Raw genomic sequence first — 22,862 nt, forward strand, 5'->3', positions numbered from 1 at the left:
AAAGCCATAATTTTACCAAGGCTGGCCGCCAGCTTCAGCTTATTCCTGCCCGAGCACCGGCTCCAGCAGCAAAGGCCCGTACGGCTGGCACGGAATCTGTTCGAAGGCCTCAGGATAGCGCACGCCGACAAAGTACAGGCCTTCACCGGGAGCAGTGATACCAGCCTGTTTACGCTCACGGGTTTCCAGCACCTCGGCCATCCAGCTGACGGGCTTACTGCCCTCACCGATTGGCAGCAGGACACCAACGATATTGCGCACCATGTGGTACAGAAACGCACTGGCCTCCAGCTCCAGCATAATCAGATTACCCCAGCGTTTTACCTGAATGTGGTGCATGGTTTTGACCGGCGACTTAGCCTGACAATCTTTGGCACGGAAGGCAGAGAAATCGTGCTCACCCAGCAAAGCCTGCGCTGCCTCGTGCATTTTGTCGGCATCCAGCGGATAGCGCCACCAGGTCAGCTGATCATGCTGCAGCGCCTGCTTGTACGGCGAGTTATTAATCAGATAGCGATAGCGGCGCGCGCGGGCACGAAAGCGCGCATGAAACTCACCATCAACCGGTGCCAGCCACTGCAACGCCACACCATGTGGCAGATTGGTATTAATTCCCATCAACCAGCCATACTCGCTACGCCGTGCCGAGCTGTCAAAGTGAATCACCTGACGGGTAGCGTGCACACCGGCATCCGTTCTTCCGGCACAGACAATCTCCACCGGATGATCTGCCACGCGCGATATGGCCGCTTCGATGGCCGCCTGAATCGTAGGCTCGTTATGATGCTTCTGCTTCTGCCAGCCGTGAAAGTGCGCTCCGTTGTATTCAACGATAGCGGCATAGCGTTGGGTTTCAGTCATGTTCACTAAAATTTTTTGCCGGGTTTAAAAACAATCAGGCCAGACATCACTGCCTGGCCTGAGCGCTTAAGCGAAATCCGGCGATCAACACCGGATCTGGTACGTCAGGATAAACTATCCATCAGTTCACGCGCTTCCGCTTTTTGCTGATCGGAACCTTCCTGAACCACTTCCTGCAGCAGTTCACGAGCACCATCAACGTCTTCCATATCTATGTATGCACGAGCCAGGTCCAGCTTGGTTGCACATTCATCAGTACCTGCCAGGAAGTCGAACTCGTCTTCCGCAGCAGCCAGTTCATCAAGATCAATTTCACCGGTGGAAATATCCAGATCATCTGGCACCACTGGTTCTACGCGATCTTCGATAACCTCATCAATCTGAGGAATATCGACATCGGTTTCTGCAGAATCGTCCAGTGCCAGCAGATCCTCATCAGCGCCAGCCAGTTCTTCCAGGTCAGCCACATCAAAAGCTGAGGCTTCGTCAGCGACTGTTTCTTCAGCAAGCGGAATATCCGCGTCGTCCAGACCACCCAGATCAGAATCCAGGTCATCCATATCTGCAGAGAAATCAAAACCACCTTCGGTAACAACCGGTGCTTCCTCAGCAACAACAGCATCATCGCCTGACAGCGCAGTCAGCTCATCTTCAAGAGCCTGCAGGTCATCTTCTTCCGCTGCTGCAAAGCCAGTCTCTTCTTCCATATCGAAAGACAGTTCCGACAGCTCTTCGCCTTCAGTCTTACCATCCAGCAGATCTTCCAGATCGGAAGCCGCATCATCCGAGTCCAGAGCAAAGTCGAGAGACAGAGCTTCGTCTTCAGCAACATCTTCCGCTGCCAACTCCACAACCGAGTCATCGGCTTCTGCAACCGGGCTTTCGAAGCTGCTCAGATCAAATTCCAGTGCATCATCACTTTCAGCAACAGCGGCTTCATTTGTCTCTGCCGGGATGTCTTCCTCAACAACCTGCTCTGCAGGTGTATCGAAATCAGACAGATCGAAATCCAGAGAATCATTTTCTTCTGTCGGTGCATCAACCAGAGGAGCTTCTTCACTATCCAGTGCATCCAGTACCGGAGCTTCCTCAGACAGGTCGAAGTCCAGGCCATCGTCAAGATCCAGCGTCGGAACTTCTTCCAGACCAGAATCAACTGCCGTCAGCTCAACATCTTCAGCGGATTCGGCCAGAACAGCCTCGTCAGACATGTCGCCAGACATATCGAGCGCATCGCCGAAGTCGATTCCATCAGCAAACTCATCGCCCAGACCATCGTCCAGAGATGGAATATCGTCGTCCAGAGACAAACCACCATCTGCAATGTCAGACGCATCACTGCCAGCCAGTGGAGCTAACGGAGACGACAGACGATTGCGCATAATCTCAGCCTGTTCAGATGCCTGACGGTCGCCCAGCTTCTGCAGTTCGCCCTCTTCAGCTGCGAACAACTGAGATTCGTCCATTTCAACATAAACTTCGAGCAACTTCAGACGCAGGTCTGAACGGCTTGGCTCTTTAGCAATCGCGTCCGTCAGCAGGTCAACGGCCTGCTCGAATTTACCGTATGCGATGTAAATATCAGATTCACTGATGACGTCTTCTGTCTGCGCGATTGTTTCAAAATGCTCTTCGGATTCTTCCTCATCAGAGCCAAGATCAAGCTCATCCAGAGGCTCACCGTCGAACTCACCGGTTGCAAGCTCATCATCGAAATCAAGATCTTCCAGGCTCTCAGCATCAACGTCGCCTTCTGCAAACGCCAGTTCTTCGCCCAGCAGATCGTCTTCCTGCTCTTCCTTCGCTTCTTTACGCTTTTTCAGCATACGAGCGACCAGAGCACCAATCAGGGCGAGAATACCCAGACCCGCGAGCGGAATCTGCGGCTGAGCCATCATCTGATCAACCAGCGTTGGCTCAGGACGGCGAGCTTCTTCCTGTTCAGCAATCAAAGCAGCAATACGCTGACGACGTTCTTCAGCACTTTCTGCAGCCTTCGCCGCTTCAGCTTCTGCCGCCACTGGCTCAGAGGCTTCTGCTGCCTGCTCTGCATCACCAGCGTAATTGAAATCAACAGCCGCCTCTTCTGTACCGGCAGCAACCTGGTCAACCGGTGCCTGAGCTTCTTCGTTTACAGCCTCTTCAGACTCGACGGCTGCGTCCTGCTCGGTCTCAACGACTGACTGCTCAGTTTCAGCGACAACAGCCTCTGGCTGCTGGACCGTATCTTCAGCGGTCTGTGCAGGCTCAACCTGCATACTGGCCAACTGATCATCTTTGAGCGTGATCAGTCGTTGCAGCGTATTGATCTGTTCTTCCAGAGCCTCAAGGCGTTGACGCAATTCCTGATTCTCACGACGGCTCTTGTCTACATTTTCAAGAGCGATCGCCAGATCATTTTCCAGCGCCTGCTGACGACCAGAACCCAGCGTTGCAGCAACATCGCCACTGGCGCCCGCAGATTCTGCGTCAGAAGAAGACGGAGCAACCAGGCGAACTTCACCACCTGAGCGATCGGTACCAGCAACAGCATTTTTACCCGCGCGACCAGTAGCATCGATCTGCGCGGCGGAATTCAGCTCACGGTTCTGACGTTCAACTTCCTGCACTGCTGTACCCATGGCTACAGCACGGACGCGATCGGCATCCGGAATGGAGAGAACCTGATGAGTTTTGAGGCGATTGATATTACCGCCGATAAAAGCGTTCGGGTTTTCAGCCTGAATAGCCAGCATCATCTGCTGGGCAGTGACAGAACGATCAGGGCGCGTCGCAAGAGCGATTTCCCAAAGCGTGTCGTCTTTCTGAACCTTGTAACTACCCGGGGCAGCCGGTTCGGATTCCCAACGGTTTACAACCGCTGGCTGCGCAGGAGGCTGAATGGCAACAGTCTCTGTCGTGGCACCATAAGGCGTAGCGACCAGAGGCTGAATGCTTTGTTCTTCGAAAGTTGGCGGATCCAGCAGTACGGTATATTCACGCAGCACTCGACCAGCAGGCCAGTTAAGCTCAATCAGGAAATTGAGGAACGGCTCATTTACAGGCTCGCGGGAGGAAACAACAATGCGGTTTCCTTCCACTTTAAAATCTAATTTGGTCAGGAAGTAAAGACGATCAACCCCTGCGCGCTCGAAGTCGGCCGCAGACGCCAATGCAGGCTTGATTTCCCATTGCGACAGGCCCTGAGATTCCAACAGTGCGATCTCTGCACTCAGCGGCTGGTTCAGAGCAGACTTCAGTTGCAGCTCTCCCAGACCCAATGCCAGCAAATTACTAGAGGCCGTAAGTCCTCCGGCCAGCATAAGGGTGTTCGCAAGTAGGCGCTTCATTGGTGCTTCCTTGTTATCTTCGGCGATTCTTCGCCTGTGTAGTATCGAAAACCGATTTTCCAGATGTTCCTAACCCAGCTTACTTATAGATTCCATTCATAAGCGGACATAAGTATCAAATATAAAAAAGCTTTACGCAATGTTTTGCCTGCCCGAGTCAGAGACAAATCCGATACGAAATAAGGGGTTAGATCACATTTTAGAGAAAATGTATGAAAAAACGGGGCCTTAGCCCCGTTTCTCCGACAACTCTGCTCAACCGAGCAGGATGCGCAACATACGTCGCAGAGGCTCTGCAGCCCCCCATAATAGCTGGTCACCGACCGTAAACGCAGAGATATACTCTGGTCCCATGGTCAGCTTACGGATACGACCAACCGGAATGCTCAGCGTGCCGGTTACCTTAGCCGGAGTCAGCTCCTGCATGCTCGCCTCACGCTCATTAGGAATCACCTTCACCCAGTCGTTATGGGCGGCAAGAATCGCTTCGATCTCACTGACAGGCAGATCCTGCTTCAGTTTCATGGTGATCGCCTGAGAGTGACAACGCATCGCGCCGACACGCACACAGATACCATCAACCGGGATCTGATCATCGCTGCGACCCATGATTTTGTTGGCTTCTACCTGAGCCTTCCATTCTTCACGACTCTGACCGGATTCCAGTTGCGAGTCGATGTAAGGAATCAGACTGCCCGCCAGTGGTGCGCCAAACTGCGCAGTTGGCATGTCATCGCTGCGAATGAAGTCTGCTACCTGGCGATCGATATCCAGAATCGCGCTTGCCGGATCGGCCAGTTTGTCCTGTACGTTAGCGTGCACGGCCCCCATCTGACTGATCAGCTCACGCATATTCTGCGCACCCGCACCAGATGCTGCCTGATAGGTCATCGGAGCAACCCACTCCACCAGACCTTTCTCGAACAGACCGCCCAGAGCCAGCAACAGCAGACTCACGGTACAGTTACCACCAACGTAGGTTTTCACACCGTTGGCGATACCGTCTTTGATCACATTCAGGTTAACCGGATCCAGCACGATAATCGCATCATCCGCCATACGCAGCGAAGATGCCGCATCAATCCAGTAACCGTTCCAGCCAGCTTCGCGCAGTTTCGGATAAACGGCTTTGGTGTAATCGCCACCCTGACAGGTGATGATAACGTCCTGAGCTTTCAGCGCATCGATATCAAAAGCATCTTCCAGTACGCCACAATCTTTACCGGCGCCCTTTCCATCCAAAACCCGCGGAGCAGGCAGACCTTTCTGAGAGGTGGTGAAAAACACCGGCTCGATCAGATCAAAGTCTTTTTCTTCCTGCATACGCTGCATCAGCACGGAACCGACCATGCCGCGCCAGCCAACCAGACCTACTTTTTGCATTGCCATAACTTAAACCTCTTGCAAGGCAGCGACGACCGCCTCACCCATTTCTTCAGTACTTACTTTAGTCATGCCTGCAGAGAAAATGTCTGCGGTACGCAGACCCTTATCCAGCACTTTGCTTACTGCCACTTCAATTGCATCTGCCGCTGCCACTTCACCCAGCGAGTAGCGCAACATCATGGATGCAGACAGAATGGTGGCCAGCGGGTTAGCAATCCCCTGACCAGCGATGTCCGGTGCAGAACCGTGGCATGGCTCATACATACCCTTGTTGTCTTTATCCAGAGACGCAGACGGCAGCATACCAATGGAGCCAGTCAGCATCGCTGCAGCGTCAGACAGAATATCACCGAACATGTTGCCGGTAACCATCACGTCGAACTGCTTAGGTGCACGTACCAGCTGCATCGCAGCGTTATCAACGTACATGTGCGACAGCTCAACCTCTGGGTACTCTTTACCCACCTCTTCCAGGATTTCACGCCACAGTACGGTTACTTCCAGTACGTTGGCTTTATCGACAGAGCACAGTTTCTTGTTGCGCTTCATCGCTGACTGGAACGCTACGTGAGCAATACGTTTGATTTCAGACTCGCTGTAAACGTAGGTGTTGTAACCTTCACGCTCACCGTTTTCCAGAGTACGGATACCACGTGGCTTGCCGAAGTAAATACCACCAGTCAGCTCACGCACGATGAGGATATCCAGACCAGAAACCACTTCTGGTTTCAGGGAAGACGCATCCGCCAGCTGTGGGTACAGGATGGCAGGACGCAGGTTGCCGAACAGTTCCAGACCAGAACGCAGACCCAGCAGGCCCTTTTCCGGACGCAGTTCACGATCTTCGAGGTTATCCCATTTAGGACCACCCACCGCACCCAGCAGAATGGCGTCGGCGGCACGGGCTTTATCCATGGTTTCTTCTGGCAGAGGTGTACCGTGAACGTCATAGGCGGAACCACCCACCAGACCGTCCACCAGCTCCAGGCCGAGGGAGAATTTTTCGTTGGCCAGTTTCAGAACCTTAACGGCTTCTGCAACGATTTCCGGGCCAATACCGTCACCCGGCAGAATCAGAATATTTTTAGACATTTTGTTTTCCAAGTCAGACGTCAGACGCAAGACGTCTGACGTTTATCAATTCTATTTAACGTCGACGACCGTAAATATCAGGCGCCGAACAACCACGGCGCAGAAGCACGACGCTTCTCTTCATAGGCACGAATATCATCCGCGTCCTGCAGTGTCAGACCAATATCATCCAGACCGTTGAGCAGACAGTGCTTACGGAAAGCATCTACTTCGAACGGAATTTCCTGGCCTTCCGGCGTGCGAATAACCTGAGCCGCCAGATCAACGGTCAGCTCATAACCTTCATTCGCAGCCACGGCTTTGAACAGGTCGTCGACGATTTTCTCATCCAGCACGATTGGCAACAGGCCATTCTTGAAGCTGTTGTTGAAGAAAATATCGGCGTAGCTCGGCGCGATAATGGCTCGAAAACCAAAGTCTTCCAGCGCCCATGGCGCGTGCTCACGACTGGAGCCACAACCAAAGTTTTCACGTGCCAGCAGCACAGAAGCGCCCTGATAGCGTGGCTTATTCAGCACGAAGTCCGGGTTCAGCGGACGACCGGAGTTATCGGCGTCCGGCTGGCCTTCATCCAGGTAACGCAGCTCGTCAAACAGGTTCGGGCCAAAACCAGAACGCTTGATCGATTTCAGAAACTGCTTAGGAATGATCATATCGGTATCGATATTCGGGCGATCCATCGGAGCCACGATACCTGAGAGTACGGTAAATGGTTTCATGTTCTGCTCCTGTTAGAATTCGCGTACATCGACGAAGTGACCAGCAATCGCAGCGGCTGCAGCCATTGCCGGGCTGACCAGATGCGTACGACCGCCGTAACCCTGACGACCTTCGAAGTTACGATTAGACGTAGACGCACAATGCTCGCCGTTACCCAGTTTGTCGGCATTCATCGCCAGACACATGGAGCAACCCGGCTCACGCCATTCAAAGCCAGCTTCTTCAAAGATCTTATCCAGACCTTCGGCTTCCGCCTGCTCTTTCACCAGACCTGAACCCGGCACCACCAGCGCCTGTTTCAGGGTAGCGGCAACCTTACGGCCTTTTGCGACTTCCGCAGCAGCGCGCAGGTCTTCAATACGGGAGTTGGTGCAGGAACCAATAAATACGCGATCCAGCTGAATGTCCGTCATTTTCTGACCGGCTTTCAGACCCATGTATTCGTACGCACGAGTAAAGGCAGAACGCTCAACATCGTCTTTGGCATCGTCCAGTGTCGGTACACTGCCATCAATGGTCGTAACCATTTCCGGAGACGTACCCCAGGTAACCTGAGGCTTGATATCTTCGGCGCGAATCTCAACCACTTTGTCGAACACGGCGTCATCGTCAGATACCAGATCTTTCCATGCTGCCAGTGCCATATCCCACTGCTCGCCTTTCGGTGCGTATGGACGGCCTTTAACGTATTCAGCGGTCTTCTCATCGAATGCCACCATACCGACACGGGCACCCGCTTCGATCGCCATGTTACACATGGTCATACGGGCTTCCATGCTCAGCGAGCGGATAGCAGAACCACCAAATTCCATCGCAGTACCATTACCACCAGCAGTACCAATCACACCGATAATGTGCAGGACAACGTCTTTACCGGTAATACCCTTACCCAACTCACCTTCTACACGGATCAGCAGGTTTTTCATTTTGCGCTGAATCAGACACTGAGTAGCCATTACGTGCTCAACCTCAGAGGTACCGATACCGTGCGCCAGTGCAGCAAATGCACCGTGCGTCGCGGTGTGGGAGTCACCACACACAACGGTCATACCTGGCAGTGTTGCCCCCTGCTCAGGACCAACAACGTGTACGATGCCCTGACGCTTATCCTGCATCTTGAATTCGGTGATGCCGAAATCGTCGCAGTTCTCGTCCAGGGTTTTCACCTGAATCAGAGATACCGGGTCTTTGATACCAGCGATACCGGAGGCACGCTCAACGGATGTGGTTGGTACGTTGTGATCCGGCGTTGCCAGGTTGGCATCCAGACGCCACGGCTTACGGCCTGCAATACGCAGACCTTCGAATGCCTGTGGAGACGTTACTTCGTGCAGCAACTGGCGATCGATATAAATTAACGCAGTGCCATCATCACGTTCTTTTACAACGTGCTGTTCCCAGAGTTTGTCGTACAGGGTTTTCCCGGCCATGGGGAGTTCCTCTCGTTATCAGGTCTTATCAAGCTTTAATCAGTTGCCTAAGGATACGCCTTCTGTTAAACAACTCAAATTCATATTATTTCTAGTTTGAATTCCAAAAAGGAATACCAATGGATACACAAGGGCTCAGAGCATTTCTCGCTGTAGCGGAACAACAGTCGTTCTCCAGTGCTGCCGAGCAATTGCACCTGACACAATCTGCAGTCAGCAAACGCATCCAGCAACTGGAATCGCAGTTGAATACTGCCTTATTCGATCGCCATAACCGCACCATCAGCCTCACAGAAGCTGGCTTCTCGTTGCTGCCCAAGGCGCGACAGATTCTGGATCTGGTGGCCGACACAGAATTACAGCTGATGAACCTTGATGGCGAGGTATCCGGCGTACTGTCGCTGGCGACAAGTCATCACATTGGTTTACACCGCTTACCACCGGTACTCAGAGAGTTCACCGCACGCTATCCGAAGGCACATATCAATCTGTCCTTTATGGGGTCTGAACGTGCTTATCAGGCCATTGCAGCCCGTCAGGTCGAGCTGGCACTGACAACACTGGATGCTGATATGGCAATGCCGGACGCCATGCAAACAAAACACCTGTGGAACGACACCATGATCTGCGTCTGCGGTAACGCCCACCCCCTGGCGAAACGCTCTGCCTCCCTGACACTGGAAGATCTGTCAGCTGCGCCCGCTATTCTGCCGGAGCCGGACACCATCACCTTTCAGCTGGTTGAGCGGGTATTCCGCCAGGCAGGTCTGACGTTACAGGCCCCCATGCCAACCAACTACCTTGAAACCATCAAGATGATGGTTTCGGTGGGTATGGGCTGGAGTCTGCTACCGGAAAGCATGCTCGACCACCAGCTCACCCCGCTGCACTGGCCAGCGGCGGAGGTGACACGGGAACTGGGACTGGTAAGACTGCAGCACAGAACCCTGAGCAATGCGGCACGAGCCTTTATTGATATCCTGCAAAAGGACTCACCCGCCATTGACGCAGAACAAGCCGGATTACAGGCATAACCGCTAGTGTTAAGTTATCGCTATCGTCATCAGGAACAGGGAGACCGCCATGCTCGACATCAATCACATTCTGGTTGTTCTGGACAATGAACACCCGGAGCAAATCGCACTGGACCGTGCCATCTGGCTGGCCTCCTCACTGGACGCAGACCTGACACTGATGACGTCCACCTACGAAAGCTACTGCGAAGACGGCTCCACACTGGATACCGATACCCGCGAGCGCATTAAACAGGCACTGCTGCATAAAGCCGAACAGTGGCTGAACAGCCTTGCCCCCGAAACCGGGGAACTGAAGGTGTCCTGCGAAGTTCACTGGCAGAAACACCTGCACGATGCAGTGATGGAATCCATGCGTCACAACGACTACGACCTGGTGATCAAAGGCACTCAGCCACACGGCATCATGGACCGTATTTTCACCCACACCGACTGGAACCTGATGCGTCATTGCCCGGCGCCGGTGATGCTGGTTAAGTCTGCCCGTCCGTGGCAGCACAATCGTGTTCTGGCTGCCATTGATGCAACCTCTTCAGATCAGGGCCATCAGCTGATTAATGACAACATTTTGTCGTACGCCGAGCACTTATCCGATCACTTCGAAACCGATCTGCATCTGGCTAACTCTTACCCACTGGTATCGGTGGCTTTTGCCATGGTGCCGGAAGTCACTGCACCGGATGACATACAGAAATACATTACAGAACAACACGAAGAAGCGTGCGAAGGCTGGGCGAAGAAATTCAGTATTCAGCCAGACCACGTGCATATCGGCGAAGGTGATGCCGATAGCGTGGTTGCCAGCATCTGCGACGACATTGAAGCGGATGTGGTCGTCGTTGGCACCGTTGGCCGTGAAGGGCTGGCAGGTGTACTGATTGGCAATACGGCGGAATCGCTGGTCGACAAGGTGAACTGTGACGTTATCGTCATTAAACCATCTGATGGTGTGCGCCCGGACGCCGACTGACGCTGCCACTCCGAATGGTATCTGCTACCCTGCAGATACCATTGCGCTCTGATAAATCTCCATGACCACCTACGAACAACGCACTCTGCTGATTGTTGCCCACACCCCATCCGACAACCTTCAGCGCCTGCTGACTCAGTGTAAACAGGCGTTTGCAGATGCCAACTGTGAACAGACCCGCCTGATTACTCGCAATTGTGCCGATACTCACCCGCAGGACATTCTGCAGGCCCAGGCCATCATTCTGCTGACCCCGGAAAACCTTGGTTATATGAGTGGTGCGATGAAAGACGTCTTCGACCGTATTTACTACCCCTGCCTGGAACAGACACAGGGACTGCCCTGTGCGGCGATTGTACGGGCCGGGCATGACGGCACCGGCACCTGTCGCGCATTACAAACCATTACTACGGGGTTACGCTGGCGCTGGGTACAGGAGCCACTGGTACTGCGCGGAGACTGGCAGGAAGACTTTATGACACACGCAGGCGAGCTGACCACTGCCATGGCCATGGCGCTGGATCAGGGCATTATCTGACCAGCACACGATCAATAAAAACGGGAGCAAGTGCTCCCGTTTTTTATTACTGGCTTACACGCTTAGCGTAAACCTTTCGATGACAGCGTCTGCTCAATTTCGCCGAGGCAGGCCGGATCATCAATAGTGGATGGTGTCTGGTACTCTTCGTTATTGGCGATATTTCGTAACACCTTACGCAGAATTTTACCGGAGCGCGTTTTTGGCAGGCGCTGCACAATGACCGCATCGCGGAAACTGGCTACCGCACCGATCTGATCGCGCACCCGCTGTACCAGCTCCTGACGCAGGGTATCTTCATCGACATCAACACCGTCTTTCAGCAGCACCAGCCCAAGAGGTTCTTCACCCTTCAGGTCGCTGTGACGACCAATCACCGCACACTCGGCTACCGCAGAGTGCCCAGCGACGACTTCTTCCATCTCGCCGGTCGACAGACGATGCCCAGCCACGTTGATGATGTCATCAGTACGCCCCAGCACGAACAGATAGTTATCATCATCCAGATAACCACCATCACCGGTGATGTAGTAGCCATCGTATGTGCCCAGATAGCCGGCGACAAAGCGATCATGATTGCCCCAGATCGTCGGCAAGCAACCCGGAGGCAGTGGCAGCTTAATGGCAATACTGCCCTGCTCATTGCGGCCAACCGGCTTACCTTTAGAATCCAGAATCTGAACGTTGTATCCCGGTGATGGGCGTGTCACAGAACCCGCTTTAACCGCGGTAGGCTCCAGGCCCATGTGGTTACCGGCAATGGCCCAGCCAGTCTCCGTTTGCCACCAGTGGTCTACTACCGGACGCTGGATATGTTCAATCACCCAGTCATAGGTCGGTGGATCGAGACGCTCACCGGCCATAAATACGGTTTTCAGCTTGCTCAGATCGTATTTCTTCGCCAGAGCACAGTCCGGATCTTCCTTACGAATTGCTCGGAACGCCGTAGGAGCAGCAAACAGACCTTTGACACCGTACTCTTCACACACTCGCCAGAATGAACCAGCATCCGGCGTACGCACCGGCTTACCTTCATAGAAAACGGTAGTACAGCCGGCAATCAGCGGCGCATAGACGATGTACGAATGACCCACGACCCAGCCAACATCGGATGCAGCCCAGAACACATCACCAACCTGCATGTCATACACCACTTCCATGCTGTATTTCATCGCGACTGCATGGCCACCGTTATCACGCACCACGCCTTTTGGTTTACCAGTGGTTCCTGAGGTGTAAAGAACATACAGTGGATCAGTGGCTTTCACTGTCGCACAATCCGCTGGCTGAGCATGCCTGAGCGTTTCAGCCCAATCCAGATCACGCCCGGATGTCAGGTCACAGGTCTTCGTATCACGCTGGTAAATCAGACAACAGCCCACCTTATGCGCAGCCAGATCAATGGCCGCATCCAGAATCGGCTTATATTCGATGACACGATCTACTTCGATACCGCAAGAGGCCGTCATAATTACTTTCGGTTCTGCGTCGTCAATCCGCACCGCGAGTTCGTGTGGAGCGAAACCGCCGAAGACCACGGAGTGAACTGCACCGATACGGGCACAAGCCAGCATGGCGATAGCTGCTTCCGGAATCATTGGCATATAGACAATAACGCGGTCGCCCTGTTCAACGCCCTGCGCCGCCAGCATACCGGCAGTGCGAGCAACCGCTTCTGTCAGTTCACTGTAGGTATAGGTACGTTTGCTTCCAGTAACCGGGGAATCGTAAATCAGGGCTACCTGATCACCGCGACCATTAAGCACGTGATAATCCAGTGCCAGATAAGCGGTATTCAGTTCACCATCGACAAACCAGCGATCAATTCCATTGGCGTCTTTTGCCAGAATCTGAGACGGCTCTTTAAACCATTGAATTTTGTCCGCCTGCTTTTTCCAGAAAGCCTGAGGATGGTCAATTGAGGCCTGATATTCATGTTGGTAACTCATACAAGCTCCCCTTTGTTTTTATTAAATACACCATATGGGAAACAGGGTTACCCGCACTATTCGACCAAGGGTCATACCACGAAAGTCGATTAATCCTTGCGCAGTACCAGCGCGCGTACGCCTTCACGCAACGCAAAGGCACCATGAGCGTAAAGACCACCCAACCACCAGGGTACGTGGAAAATCTCAGGTTCCCGGTAGGCAACCATCGACAAGGCACCAAGCCCTCCTTCGACCAGCATTCCTCCCACAGCAAGCAACAGCGCCAGCAATGCCAGAAAAGCTCGTTCATAGGTAAACAGCAGACGAAACAGAAAGCCTGCATAAAAGACCCAGCCAAGGAACTGCGGGCTTTCATTGCCAAAACCGCTTAACAGATAGCAGAAAGCAAAGGTCAGAATCGCCTCCACCATCTGGCGATAGCTGCCAGGGGAAGAACTCAATTCAAGCCCGAGAGGTCCAGCCAACGTCTTAGCAAGAGCAATATAGGCAACAGCCATCGACACAAAGGCCAGAAAGAATAATGGAAAGACCCAGGCCGCCTGACCAAACCAGAGCGGCTGCGGATAGCTGAGGGTGCCTGTAACCACATGAATTGCATCACAGAAAGTAGCAACGGAAGCAGCCAACAGGCCGAGCAAACAAACAGATATCCAGCTGGAATAATTTTTCACGGAGCAGCCCTGATTTTTTTATCAGTACTGTAGCGGCAGACAATAAACGGCAACAGGTCCGTACAGGCCGCGCTGAGGGCTATCAGCAGACGTAAAAAAACCCGCCGAGGCGGGTTTTTCAAAGAGCAATCAGCGGGTAAAACTTACCAGCCAGTTACTTCTTTCAGTGCTTCACCGATTTGCGCCAGAGAGCGAACGGTTTTAACACCAGCGTCTTCCAGAGCTGCAAACTTCTCGTCAGCAGTACCTTTACCGCCAGAGATGATCGCACCAGCGTGACCCATACGCTTACCTTTTGGTGCAGTAACACCAGCAATGTAAGACACAACAGGCTTAGTCACGTTCGCTTTGATATAAGCAGCGGCTTCATCTTCTGCGGTACCACCGATTTCACCAATCATTACGATGGCTTCAGTCTGTGGGTCGTTCTGGAACATTTCCAGAATATCGATGAAGTTAGAACCCGGGATCGGGTCACCACCAATACCAACACAGGTAGACTGGCCGAAACCGTAGTCAGTAGTCTGCTTAACCGCTTCGTAAGTCAGAGTACCGGAACGGGATACGATGCCCACTTTACCCGGCAGGTGAATGTGGCCCGGCATAATACCGATCTTACATTCTCCCGGAGTGATAACACCCGGGCAGTTAGGACCGATCAGGCGTACACCCAGCTCGTCGCATTTCACCTTACATTCAAGCATATCCAGAACCGGAATGTGCTCAGTGATACATACGATCAGTTTGATACCAGCGTTAGCTGCTTCCAGGATGGAATCCTTACAGAAAGGTGCCGGTACGTAAATAACGGAGGCTTCAGCGCCGGTCGCTTCAACCGCATCTTTTACGGTATTGAATACTGGCAGACCCAGATGCTCGGTACCGCCCTTACCTGGCGTTACACCACCAACCATTTTGGTGCCGTAGGCGATTGCCTGCTCAGAGTGGAAAGTACCCTGACCGCCAGTAAAACCCTGACAGATAACTTTGGTGTCTTTATTAATCAGAATGGACATGACTTAGTTCCCCGCTGCCTTAACTGCCTGAACCGCAGCGTCTGTTAAGCTTTCAGCCGCGATGATGTCGAGGCCGGATTCACCCAGTACTTTTTTACCCAGATCGGCGTTAGTACCTTCAAGACGAACAACCACAGGAACGTTAACACCCACTTCCTTAACAGCGCCGATAATACCTTCTGCAATCATGTCGCAACGAACGATACCACCGAAGATGTTAACCAGGACGGCCTTAACTTTTTCGTCAGACAGAATCAGTTTAAACGCATGAGCAACACGTTCTTTGGTCGCGCCACCACCAACGTCGAGGAAGTTAGCCGGGAAACCGCCGTGCAGTGCAACCATATCCATGGTGCCCATGGCCAGACCCGCACCGTTTACCATGCAGCCGATGTTGCCATCCAGTGCGACATAGTTCAGATCCCATTCAGCAGCTTCTGCTTCACGAGCATCTTCCTGAGAAGGATCGTGCATTTCCTGCAGGTCTTTGTGACGGTATACCGAGTTGCCATCCACGCCGATTTTAGCGTCGAGACAGTGCAGATCACCGTCTTCTTTAATTACCAGCGGGTTGATTTCAATCAGCGCCAGATCCTTTTCAACGAACAGCTGAGCCAGACCCATGAAGATCTTGGTGAACTGTTTAATCTGATCGCCCTGCAAACCCAGTTTGAAAGCCAGCTCACGGCCCTGATATGGCTGAGCGCCAGTCAGCGGGTCAATGGTCGCTTTCAGAATTTTTTCGGGCGTTTCTTCCGCCACTTTTTCAATTTCCACACCGCCTTCAGTAGACGCCATGAAAACAACGCGACGAGTTGAGCGATCAACTACCGCGCCCAGATACAGTTCGCTTGCGATATCAGTGCAGCTTTCCACCAGAATACGGCTTACTGGCTGACCATTTTCATCTGTCTGATAGGTCACCAGGTTTTTGCCCAGCCACTGGTCAGCAAACGCTTTAATTTCTTCCTTGGAAGAAACCAGCTTTACGCCGCCTGCTTTACCACGACCACCGGCATGCACCTGTGCTTTTACAACCCAGCGGTCACCACCAATGGTGTCCGCTGCTGCTGCAGCTTCTTCTGCAGTTTTGGCCGCCACACCTTTGGATACTGGCAGACCATACTGAGCAAAAAGCTGTTTACCCTGATATTCGTGAAGGTTCATCGCTTTCGTCCTGTCTCTTTATATTGTTGGGGATGACCCAACAGCCTGAGTCAACCGTATGTCGATTGTGTCGTACACAGCCTGAGCTGAAGCATACGGCCATAAACAATGGCCCGGAATTCCGGGCCAGAGTAACTTATTTTTTCTTGGTCTTACGATTCGCTTTGTGAATCGCAGCGTTGTTCACCGACAGCGCTGCTTCATGCACAGCCTCCGACACGGTTGGGTGTGCGAACACCATCATACCGATATCTTCAGCACTGGAACCGAATTCCATAGCAACCACAACCTGCTGACACAGATCACCCGCATTAGGGCCAATAACACTGGCACCCAGAATACGGTCTGTTTCAGCGTGCGCGATGATTTTTACAAAACCATCGGTATCGTTAGATGCCATAGCACGACCATTTGCTGCGAATGGGAACATACCTACATTGTATGGTTCGCCATCTGCTTTGATCTGCTCTTCTGTTTTACCCACGGAAGCAATTTCCGGATGAGTATAAATAACAGAAGGAATCACATCGTAATTCACCTGAGCTTTATGGCCAGCGATACGCTCTGCCACCATAACACCCTCTTCGGACGCTTTGTGTGCGAGCATAGGTCCGCGAACCACGTCACCAACAGCCCAGATTCCCGGAGCATCGGTACGGCAGGTTTCATCAACATGAATAAAGCCACGCTCATCCATATTCACACCGGCATCAGCTGCCAGCAAACCTTCTGTGTAAGGGCGGCGACCAACAGCAACAATCAGTTTGTCGAAGACTTCCTGTTTCTCGCCTTCGGCATCCTGGAAAGTCACAGTCACCTGACCATCTTTTACTTCCGTTGCGGTTACACGGGCACCCAGACGAATATCCATGCCCTGCTTGGTGAACAGTTTCTGTGCTTCTTTAGCCACAGCCTGATCCAGCATGTGCAGGAATTTATCCTGAGCTTCCAGAACAACAACTTCAGCGCCCAGACGGCCCCAGACGCTACCAAGCTCCAGACCGATAACACCGGCACCGATTACACCCAGTCGCTTAGGAACTTCTGTGAATTCCAGAGCACCGGTTGAATCGACGATTACGCCTTCAGTCAGAGGTGCAGGTGGAATATTCACCGGCACTGAGCCTGTAGCAATAATGATGTTCTCGGCTTCGATAATTTCACTCGATCCGCCATGGGCTGTAAATTCGACCTTTTTACCAGCCAGAACCTTTGCCGTACCTTCCAGACCTGTCACGCCATTTGCTTTAAAAAGCGTGGCAACACCCATGGTCAGGTTTTTAACAATCTGATCCTTACGCTTCAGCATAGTCGCGATGTCGATGCTGACATCGCCCACTGAAATACCGTGCAGGCCCATTTTATCTTTGGCTTCTTCATACTTATGAGAAGTATCAAGCAACGCCTTAGAAGGGATACAACCTACGTTAAGGCAGGTACCACCAAAAACTGCCTTACCTTCTTTATTCAGCCACTTATCGACACATGCCGTGGACAGGCCCAGCTGGGCACAACGGATAGCAGCGACATAACCGGCTGGACCACCACCGATAACGACGACATCAAACTTCTTACTCATCTTCTTTCCTTAACTATCCGGATTAAATGTCTAACAGCAGACGGGCTGGATCTTCCAGCAGTTCTTTAATGGTAACCAGGAACTGTACCGCTTCCTTACCATCGATCATACGGTGATCGTATGACACTGCCAGGTACATCATTGGCAGAATAACAACCTCACCATTCACCGCCATCGGACGCTCCTGAATCTTGTGCATACCCAGAATAGCAGTCTGAGGAGGATTCAGAATCGGAGTCGACATCAGGGAACCAAAAATACCACCATTGGTAATGGTAAAGGTACCGCCCTGCATATCTTCAATACCCAGTTTACCTTCACGGCCACGCTTGGCGAAGTCACCGATAGTGCTCTCGATTTCAGCCAGGCTCATGCTATCGGTATCACGCAGAATCGGCACAACCAGACCACGATCGGTTGATACTGCAACACCTACGTCCTGATAGCCGTGGTAAACCATATCGTTGCCATCGATTGAAGCATTCACCGCAGGGAAACGCTTCAGAGCTTCAGTAGCTGCCTTAACGAAGAAAGACATAAAGCCCATCTTCACGCCATGTGCTTTTTCAAACTGGTCTTTGTACTTTTTACGCAGATCCATAACAGGCTTCATGTTGACTTCGTTGTACGTAGTCAGCATGGCTGCATTCTGCTGAGCTTCAACCAGACGCTTGGCGATAGTGGCACGCAGTCGGGTCATCGGAACGCGTTTTTCAATACGCTCACCAGCCGGAATCGCAGCAACAGGCGCTGCGGCCGGTGCCGGAGCTGGGGCAGCAGCTGGCGCTGGTGCGGCCGCTGGCTTAGCACCACCTTTCAGGTGGTTAACGACATCTTCTTTGGTTACACGACCGTCTTTGCCGGTAGCCGCAACAGAGGACACGTCCACACCATTTTCATCAGCAATTTTCTTCGCTGCCGGGCTGGCGATCACATCAGCGTTATCTGATGCAGAGGCTGCTGGCGCTTCAGCCGCAGCAGGTGCTGCAACCGCCGATACGTCACCCGCTTCGAAAACGGCCAGTACTTCATCGCTCAGTACCACGTCACCTTCTTCTTTCAGCACATTCTTCAGTGTGCCGTCTGCAGGAGCTACCACTTCCAGGACAACCTTATCGGTTTCGATATCAACCAGAAGTTCATCACGCTGCACTGGCTCGCCTGGTTTTTTGTGCCAGGTTGCTACCGTGCCGTCTGCGACGGATTCAGGAAACGTTGGTGCTTTAATTTCGATGCTCATTCGATATTTTCCTTAGAAATTCCTGCGTTCTACCTAGCCCTGCAAACCCAGAGCGTCTCGGATCAATTGTTCTAGTTGCTGAATATGCAGCGCCATATAACCTGCGGCTGGTGAAGCTGACGCATCACGACCTGCATATTCAAGATGCAGTGATGGGTTCAGTTCATTCAGTACGCGACGCATGTGATGCTGGCTGCTGTACCATGCACCCATATTCATCGGCTCTTCCTGCGTCCAGAATACCTGTTTAACGTTAACGTATTTGGACAGAATCTTAGCCAGCTGCTTCGCCGGGAACGGGTACAATTGTTCGATACGAACAATGGCCACGTTGTCGATTTCTTCTGCACGGCGACGTTCTAACAAGTCGTAGTAAACCTTGCCGGAGCACAGCAGAATACGATCCACTTTTTCCGGGTTCAGTTCATCAATTTCATCAATTACTGTGCGGAAGCGGCCTTGTGCCAATTCTTCGATGGTGCTGGTAGCCAGTTTATGGCGCAGCAGACTCTTCGGTGACATAACAACCAGCGGCTTACGCAGCGGGCGGATCACCTGACGACGCAGCATGTGATAAACCTGAGCCGGAGTCGATGGCACACAAATCTGAACGTTGTGCTCAGCACACAGCTGCAGGTAGCGTTCCAGACGTGCAGATGAGTGCTCAGGACCCTGACCTTCATAACCGTGTGGCAGCAGCATGGTCAGACCACACAGACGGCCCCACTTGTGCTCACCAGAAGAAATAAACTGGTCGAACACCACCTGAGCACCGTTAGCGAAGTCACCAAACTGGGCTTCCCAGATGACCAGTGCATTAGGTGCTGTAGTCGCGTAGCCGTACTCAAAGGCCAGCACTGCTTCTTCAGACAACAGAGAGTCGTAAATATCAAAGGCTGGCTGATCGTCGCTGATGTTTTGCAGCGGTACGTAAGCAGAACCATCTTTCTGATTGTGCAGTACCGCGTGACGGTGGGAGAAAGTACCACGACCCACGTCCTGACCCGTCAGACGAACCTGATAGCCCTGGTCCAGCAGAGTGGCGTAAGCCATGGTTTCTGCAAAGCCCCAGTTAACCGGCATAGCACCAGCAGCCATACGAGTACGGTCTTCCAGAATTTTGCCTACCTGACGCTGTACAGAGAAACCTTCCGGAACTTCCTGCAGCTTGGCCGCCAGCTCCTGCAGACGTTTCAGATCAAAGCCGGTATCGGCCTTGGTGGTCCACTCGTGCCCCAGGTACGGGGTCCAGTCGACGAACAGCTCAGTGTTTGGTTCTTTTACCAGACTCTTCACAACGTGATTACCGTTATCCAGATCCTGGCGGTAGTCTTCTTCCAGCTGCTTAGCGGCATCGGCGCTGATAACGCCTTCTTCAATCAGTTTACCAGCGTACAGATCACGGGTGGTTTTCTGTACTTTAATCTGGGAATACATCAGCGGCTGGGTGCCGGATGGCTCATCAGCTTCGTTGTGACCACGGCGGCGGTAACACACCAGGTCGATCACGACGTCTTTATGGAATTCGTTGCGGTAGTCCACTGCCAGCTGGGTAACAAACAGCACAGCTTCAGGGTCATCACCGTTCACATGGAGAATCGGTGCTTCGACGATCTTGGCAACGTCGGTGCAGTATTCGGTTGAACGCACGTCTTCACGTTTGTTCGTTGTAAAGCCAACCTGGTTATTGATCACGATATGGATCGTACCACCGGTTTTATAGGCTCGGGTTTGCGATAACTGGAAGGTTTCCATTACCACGCCCTGACCGGCAAAGGCGGAGTCACCGTGAATGCTCACCGGAATTACTTTTTCACCAGCAGGGTCGTTACGACGGTCCTGACGCGCACGTACGGAACCTTCGACTACCGGCGAAACAATTTCCAGGTGAGATGGGTTAAACGCCAGCGCCAGATGCACTTCACCGCCAGACGTCATCACGTTGGAAGAGAAGCCCTGATGGTACTTAACGTCACCATGAGAGTGGTATTGAGCTTTGCCGTCAAATTCGTCGAACAGATCTGAAGTCTTCTTACCCAGGGTATTGATAAGAGTATTCAGACGACCACGGTGGGCCATGCCGATAACGATTTCTTTTGCGCCGTAAGTACCGCTGCGCTGGATCAGCTCATCCATCAGCGGGATCAGGCTCTCACCACCTTCCAGGCCGAAGCGCTTAACACCCGGGTAGCGCGAGCCCAGATATTTCTCCAGACCTTCAGCAGCCGTCAGGCGCTCAAGCAGGTGCATTTTTACTTCATGGCCGAACTTTGGATGTGCACGAACACTTTCCAGACGCTGCTGGAACCAACGCTGTTCAGCAGTGTTTACGATATGCATGTACTCGGCACCAACCGTGCTGCAGTAAGTGGTTTCGAGTGCATTAATGATGTCTTTGAGCGCTGCTTCTTCCTGACCGATAAACAGGGATCCGGTCTGGAAAACAGTGTCTGAATCCGCGCGGGAAAGACCATGGAAAGCAATATCCAGATCCGGTACGGATTCACGTTCCATCAGTCCCAGCGGGTCGAGTTTCGCGTGCTGATGGCCACGACCACGGTAGGCATTGATCAGGGCAAGAACCTGAACCTGCTTGCGCTCATGATCGGTGCTGACAGCAGACTGGGAAACAGGACGTGCACGACGCTGATTTTTGGAAAGAAGAAGGAACTGTTCCCGAATGGGTTTGTGCGGGGTATCAGTAGATGTGTTCTCATCTACCCGTGGCAGCTTGTCGAAGTAATTGCGCCACTCTTCCGGAACCTCGTTAGGATCTCTGAGGTAGGTTTCGAAGAGCTCCTCCACGTAAGCAACGTTGCCGCCCGCAAGCTGCGAGGTGCTCCATAGTTGCTCCATTGTTTGTTCGTGCATGTAACGACCACCCTGTTTTGGTATAAAACGAGAGGAAGTCACCCACAGAGTGTCTGCGCACCGACTCTTCTGACGCCGCAAGGCATCACGCAAGTTAGAGGGCCGACCGGATAGGTCGCCAGGCCTCTGAGGTGACCGGGGATACCCCGCCCCTCAACTACTGTTTTAGCTTAGTTAAAAATACAGCCTTGTAAGCTGTATTTTTGAAAAATTGTTAACGTAAGCGGGCTGTGTGTCCAGCCCACTTACGTCTAATACCGTCGGTGGACAGTATTGATCGCGCCTTACAGCTGCTGGTTCAGCAGCATATTGCGGATGTGACCAATCGCACGCGTCGGGTTCAAACCTTTCGGGCACACATTGACACAATTCATGATTCCACGGCAACGGAAAACACTGAATGGATCGCTCAATTCAGCCAATCTCTGCTCGGTAGAGGTATCACGACTATCCGCCAGGAAGCGATAAGCCTGCAGCAGACCCGCAGGACCAACGAAGCGATCCGGGTTCCACCAGAAGGACGGACAGGAAGTTGAACAACATGCACACAGAATACACTCGTACAGGCCGTCCAGCTTTTCACGCTCTTCTGGAGATTGCAGACGCTCAATAGCCGGCGCTGGTGTGTTATTCACCAGGAATGGCTTGATCTTCTCGTACTGCTTGTAAAACAGTGCCATGTCGATAACAAGGTCACGGATCACAGGCAGACCAGGCAGCGGACGCAGCACCAGCTTGTCCATCTTACCTTTGGTAGCTTCAGAGATCGGTGTGATACATGCCAGGCCGTTTTTGCCGTTGATGTTCATACCATCAGAGCCACACACGCCTTCACGACAGGAACGACGGTAAGCCAGTGTTGGATCCTGCTCTTTAACCAGAGCCAGCACGTCCAGCACCATCACATCCTTGTTGCCAGGGATCGTGATGTCGTAGTCCTGCATGTAAGGAGCTTCATCCTTCTCAGGATTGTAGCGATATACACTCACTAACATTTCAATACTCC

At 52.6% G+C, this 22,862-nt stretch carries 17 protein-coding genes; 3 read left to right on the forward strand and 14 right to left on the reverse strand.

The window, feature by feature from the left end:
* Window positions 1-39: 39 nt before the first annotated feature.
* The 6 genes from truA to leuC all read right to left on the reverse strand — a co-directional run bounded on the left by truA (window position 40) and on the right by leuC (window position 8,818).
* Window positions 40-861: a tRNA pseudouridine(38-40) synthase TruA gene (gene truA / locus I9W95_RS03290; protein WP_225671819.1), complete on the reverse strand. Its 822-nt coding sequence runs from the start codon at window positions 859-861 to the stop codon at window positions 40-42.
* Window positions 862-965: 104 nt separating this feature from the next.
* Complete coding sequence (locus tag I9W95_RS03295; RefSeq protein ID WP_225671820.1) at window positions 966-4,190, reverse strand: FimV/HubP family polar landmark protein; 3,225 nt, start codon at window positions 4,188-4,190, stop codon at window positions 966-968.
* Window positions 4,191-4,445: 255 nt separating this feature from the next.
* A complete protein-coding gene (asd, locus tag I9W95_RS03300; protein ID WP_225671822.1) occupies window positions 4,446-5,579 on the reverse strand; it encodes an aspartate-semialdehyde dehydrogenase in 1,134 nt (377 codons plus the stop codon).
* Between the two features lie 3 nt (window positions 5,580-5,582).
* Entirely contained in the window at window positions 5,583-6,668 is a 1,086-nt protein-coding gene (gene leuB, locus I9W95_RS03305; RefSeq protein ID WP_225671824.1) for a 3-isopropylmalate dehydrogenase, read from the reverse strand.
* Between the two features lie 77 nt (window positions 6,669-6,745).
* Window positions 6,746-7,387, reverse strand: a complete 642-nt coding sequence (gene leuD / locus I9W95_RS03310) for a 3-isopropylmalate dehydratase small subunit (protein ID WP_225671826.1) — start codon at window positions 7,385-7,387, stop codon at window positions 6,746-6,748.
* A 12-nt stretch (window positions 7,388-7,399) separates the two neighbouring features.
* Complete coding sequence (gene leuC / locus I9W95_RS03315) at window positions 7,400-8,818, reverse strand: 3-isopropylmalate dehydratase large subunit (protein ID WP_225671828.1); 1,419 nt, start codon at window positions 8,816-8,818, stop codon at window positions 7,400-7,402.
* 119 nt (window positions 8,819-8,937) lie between these two features.
* Here leuC and I9W95_RS03320 point away from each other — a divergent pair, with 119 nt between their 5' ends.
* The 3 genes from I9W95_RS03320 to I9W95_RS03330 all read left to right on the forward strand — a co-directional run bounded on the left by I9W95_RS03320 (window position 8,938) and on the right by I9W95_RS03330 (window position 11,360).
* Window positions 8,938-9,852, forward strand: coding sequence for a LysR family transcriptional regulator (locus I9W95_RS03320; RefSeq protein ID WP_225671830.1), 915 nt, complete (start codon window positions 8,938-8,940; stop codon window positions 9,850-9,852).
* Between the two features lie 49 nt (window positions 9,853-9,901).
* Window positions 9,902-10,822 (forward strand): universal stress protein UspE, encoded by a 921-nt coding sequence (gene uspE / locus I9W95_RS03325; protein ID WP_225671832.1) that lies wholly within the window; start codon window positions 9,902-9,904, stop codon window positions 10,820-10,822.
* A gap of 61 nt (window positions 10,823-10,883) precedes the next feature.
* Entirely contained in the window at window positions 10,884-11,360 is a 477-nt protein-coding gene (locus tag I9W95_RS03330) for a flavodoxin family protein (protein ID WP_225671834.1), read from the forward strand.
* A 62-nt stretch (window positions 11,361-11,422) separates the two neighbouring features.
* On the opposite strand, the gene I9W95_RS03335 is transcribed toward I9W95_RS03330, so the two are convergent.
* The 8 genes from I9W95_RS03335 to I9W95_RS03370 all read right to left on the reverse strand — a co-directional run bounded on the left by I9W95_RS03335 (window position 11,423) and on the right by I9W95_RS03370 (window position 22,851).
* On the reverse strand, window positions 11,423-13,309 hold the full coding sequence (locus I9W95_RS03335; RefSeq protein ID WP_225671836.1) for a propionyl-CoA synthetase: 1,887 nt from the start codon (window positions 13,307-13,309) through the stop codon (window positions 11,423-11,425).
* 89 nt (window positions 13,310-13,398) lie between these two features.
* Window positions 13,399-13,983, reverse strand: a complete 585-nt coding sequence (locus I9W95_RS03340; RefSeq protein WP_225671838.1) for a hypothetical protein — start codon at window positions 13,981-13,983, stop codon at window positions 13,399-13,401.
* Between the two features lie 143 nt (window positions 13,984-14,126).
* Window positions 14,127-14,999, reverse strand: coding sequence for a succinate--CoA ligase subunit alpha (gene sucD, locus I9W95_RS03345; RefSeq protein ID WP_225671840.1), 873 nt, complete (start codon window positions 14,997-14,999; stop codon window positions 14,127-14,129).
* Window positions 15,000-15,002: 3 nt separating this feature from the next.
* Window positions 15,003-16,166 (reverse strand): ADP-forming succinate--CoA ligase subunit beta, encoded by a 1,164-nt coding sequence (gene sucC, locus I9W95_RS03350; RefSeq protein ID WP_225671842.1) that lies wholly within the window; start codon window positions 16,164-16,166, stop codon window positions 15,003-15,005.
* A 136-nt stretch (window positions 16,167-16,302) separates the two neighbouring features.
* Window positions 16,303-17,745: a dihydrolipoyl dehydrogenase gene (gene lpdA, locus I9W95_RS03355; RefSeq protein WP_225671844.1), complete on the reverse strand. Its 1,443-nt coding sequence runs from the start codon at window positions 17,743-17,745 to the stop codon at window positions 16,303-16,305.
* A gap of 22 nt (window positions 17,746-17,767) precedes the next feature.
* The gene (gene odhB, locus I9W95_RS03360; protein ID WP_225671845.1) at window positions 17,768-18,985 is read right to left on the reverse strand and encodes a 2-oxoglutarate dehydrogenase complex dihydrolipoyllysine-residue succinyltransferase; all 1,218 of its coding nucleotides are present in this window, start codon (window positions 18,983-18,985) and stop codon (window positions 17,768-17,770) included.
* A gap of 33 nt (window positions 18,986-19,018) precedes the next feature.
* Entirely contained in the window at window positions 19,019-21,856 is a 2,838-nt protein-coding gene (locus I9W95_RS03365) for a 2-oxoglutarate dehydrogenase E1 component (protein WP_225671847.1), read from the reverse strand.
* 284 nt (window positions 21,857-22,140) lie between these two features.
* Window positions 22,141-22,851, reverse strand: coding sequence for a succinate dehydrogenase iron-sulfur subunit (locus I9W95_RS03370; RefSeq protein WP_225671848.1), 711 nt, complete (start codon window positions 22,849-22,851; stop codon window positions 22,141-22,143).
* Between the last annotated feature and the right edge of the window lie 11 nt (window positions 22,852-22,862).

The sequence above is a fragment of the Thalassolituus marinus genome, assembly GCF_020320395.1.
Classification (GTDB): domain Bacteria; phylum Pseudomonadota; class Gammaproteobacteria; order Pseudomonadales; family Oceanobacteraceae; genus Venatoribacter; species Venatoribacter marinus.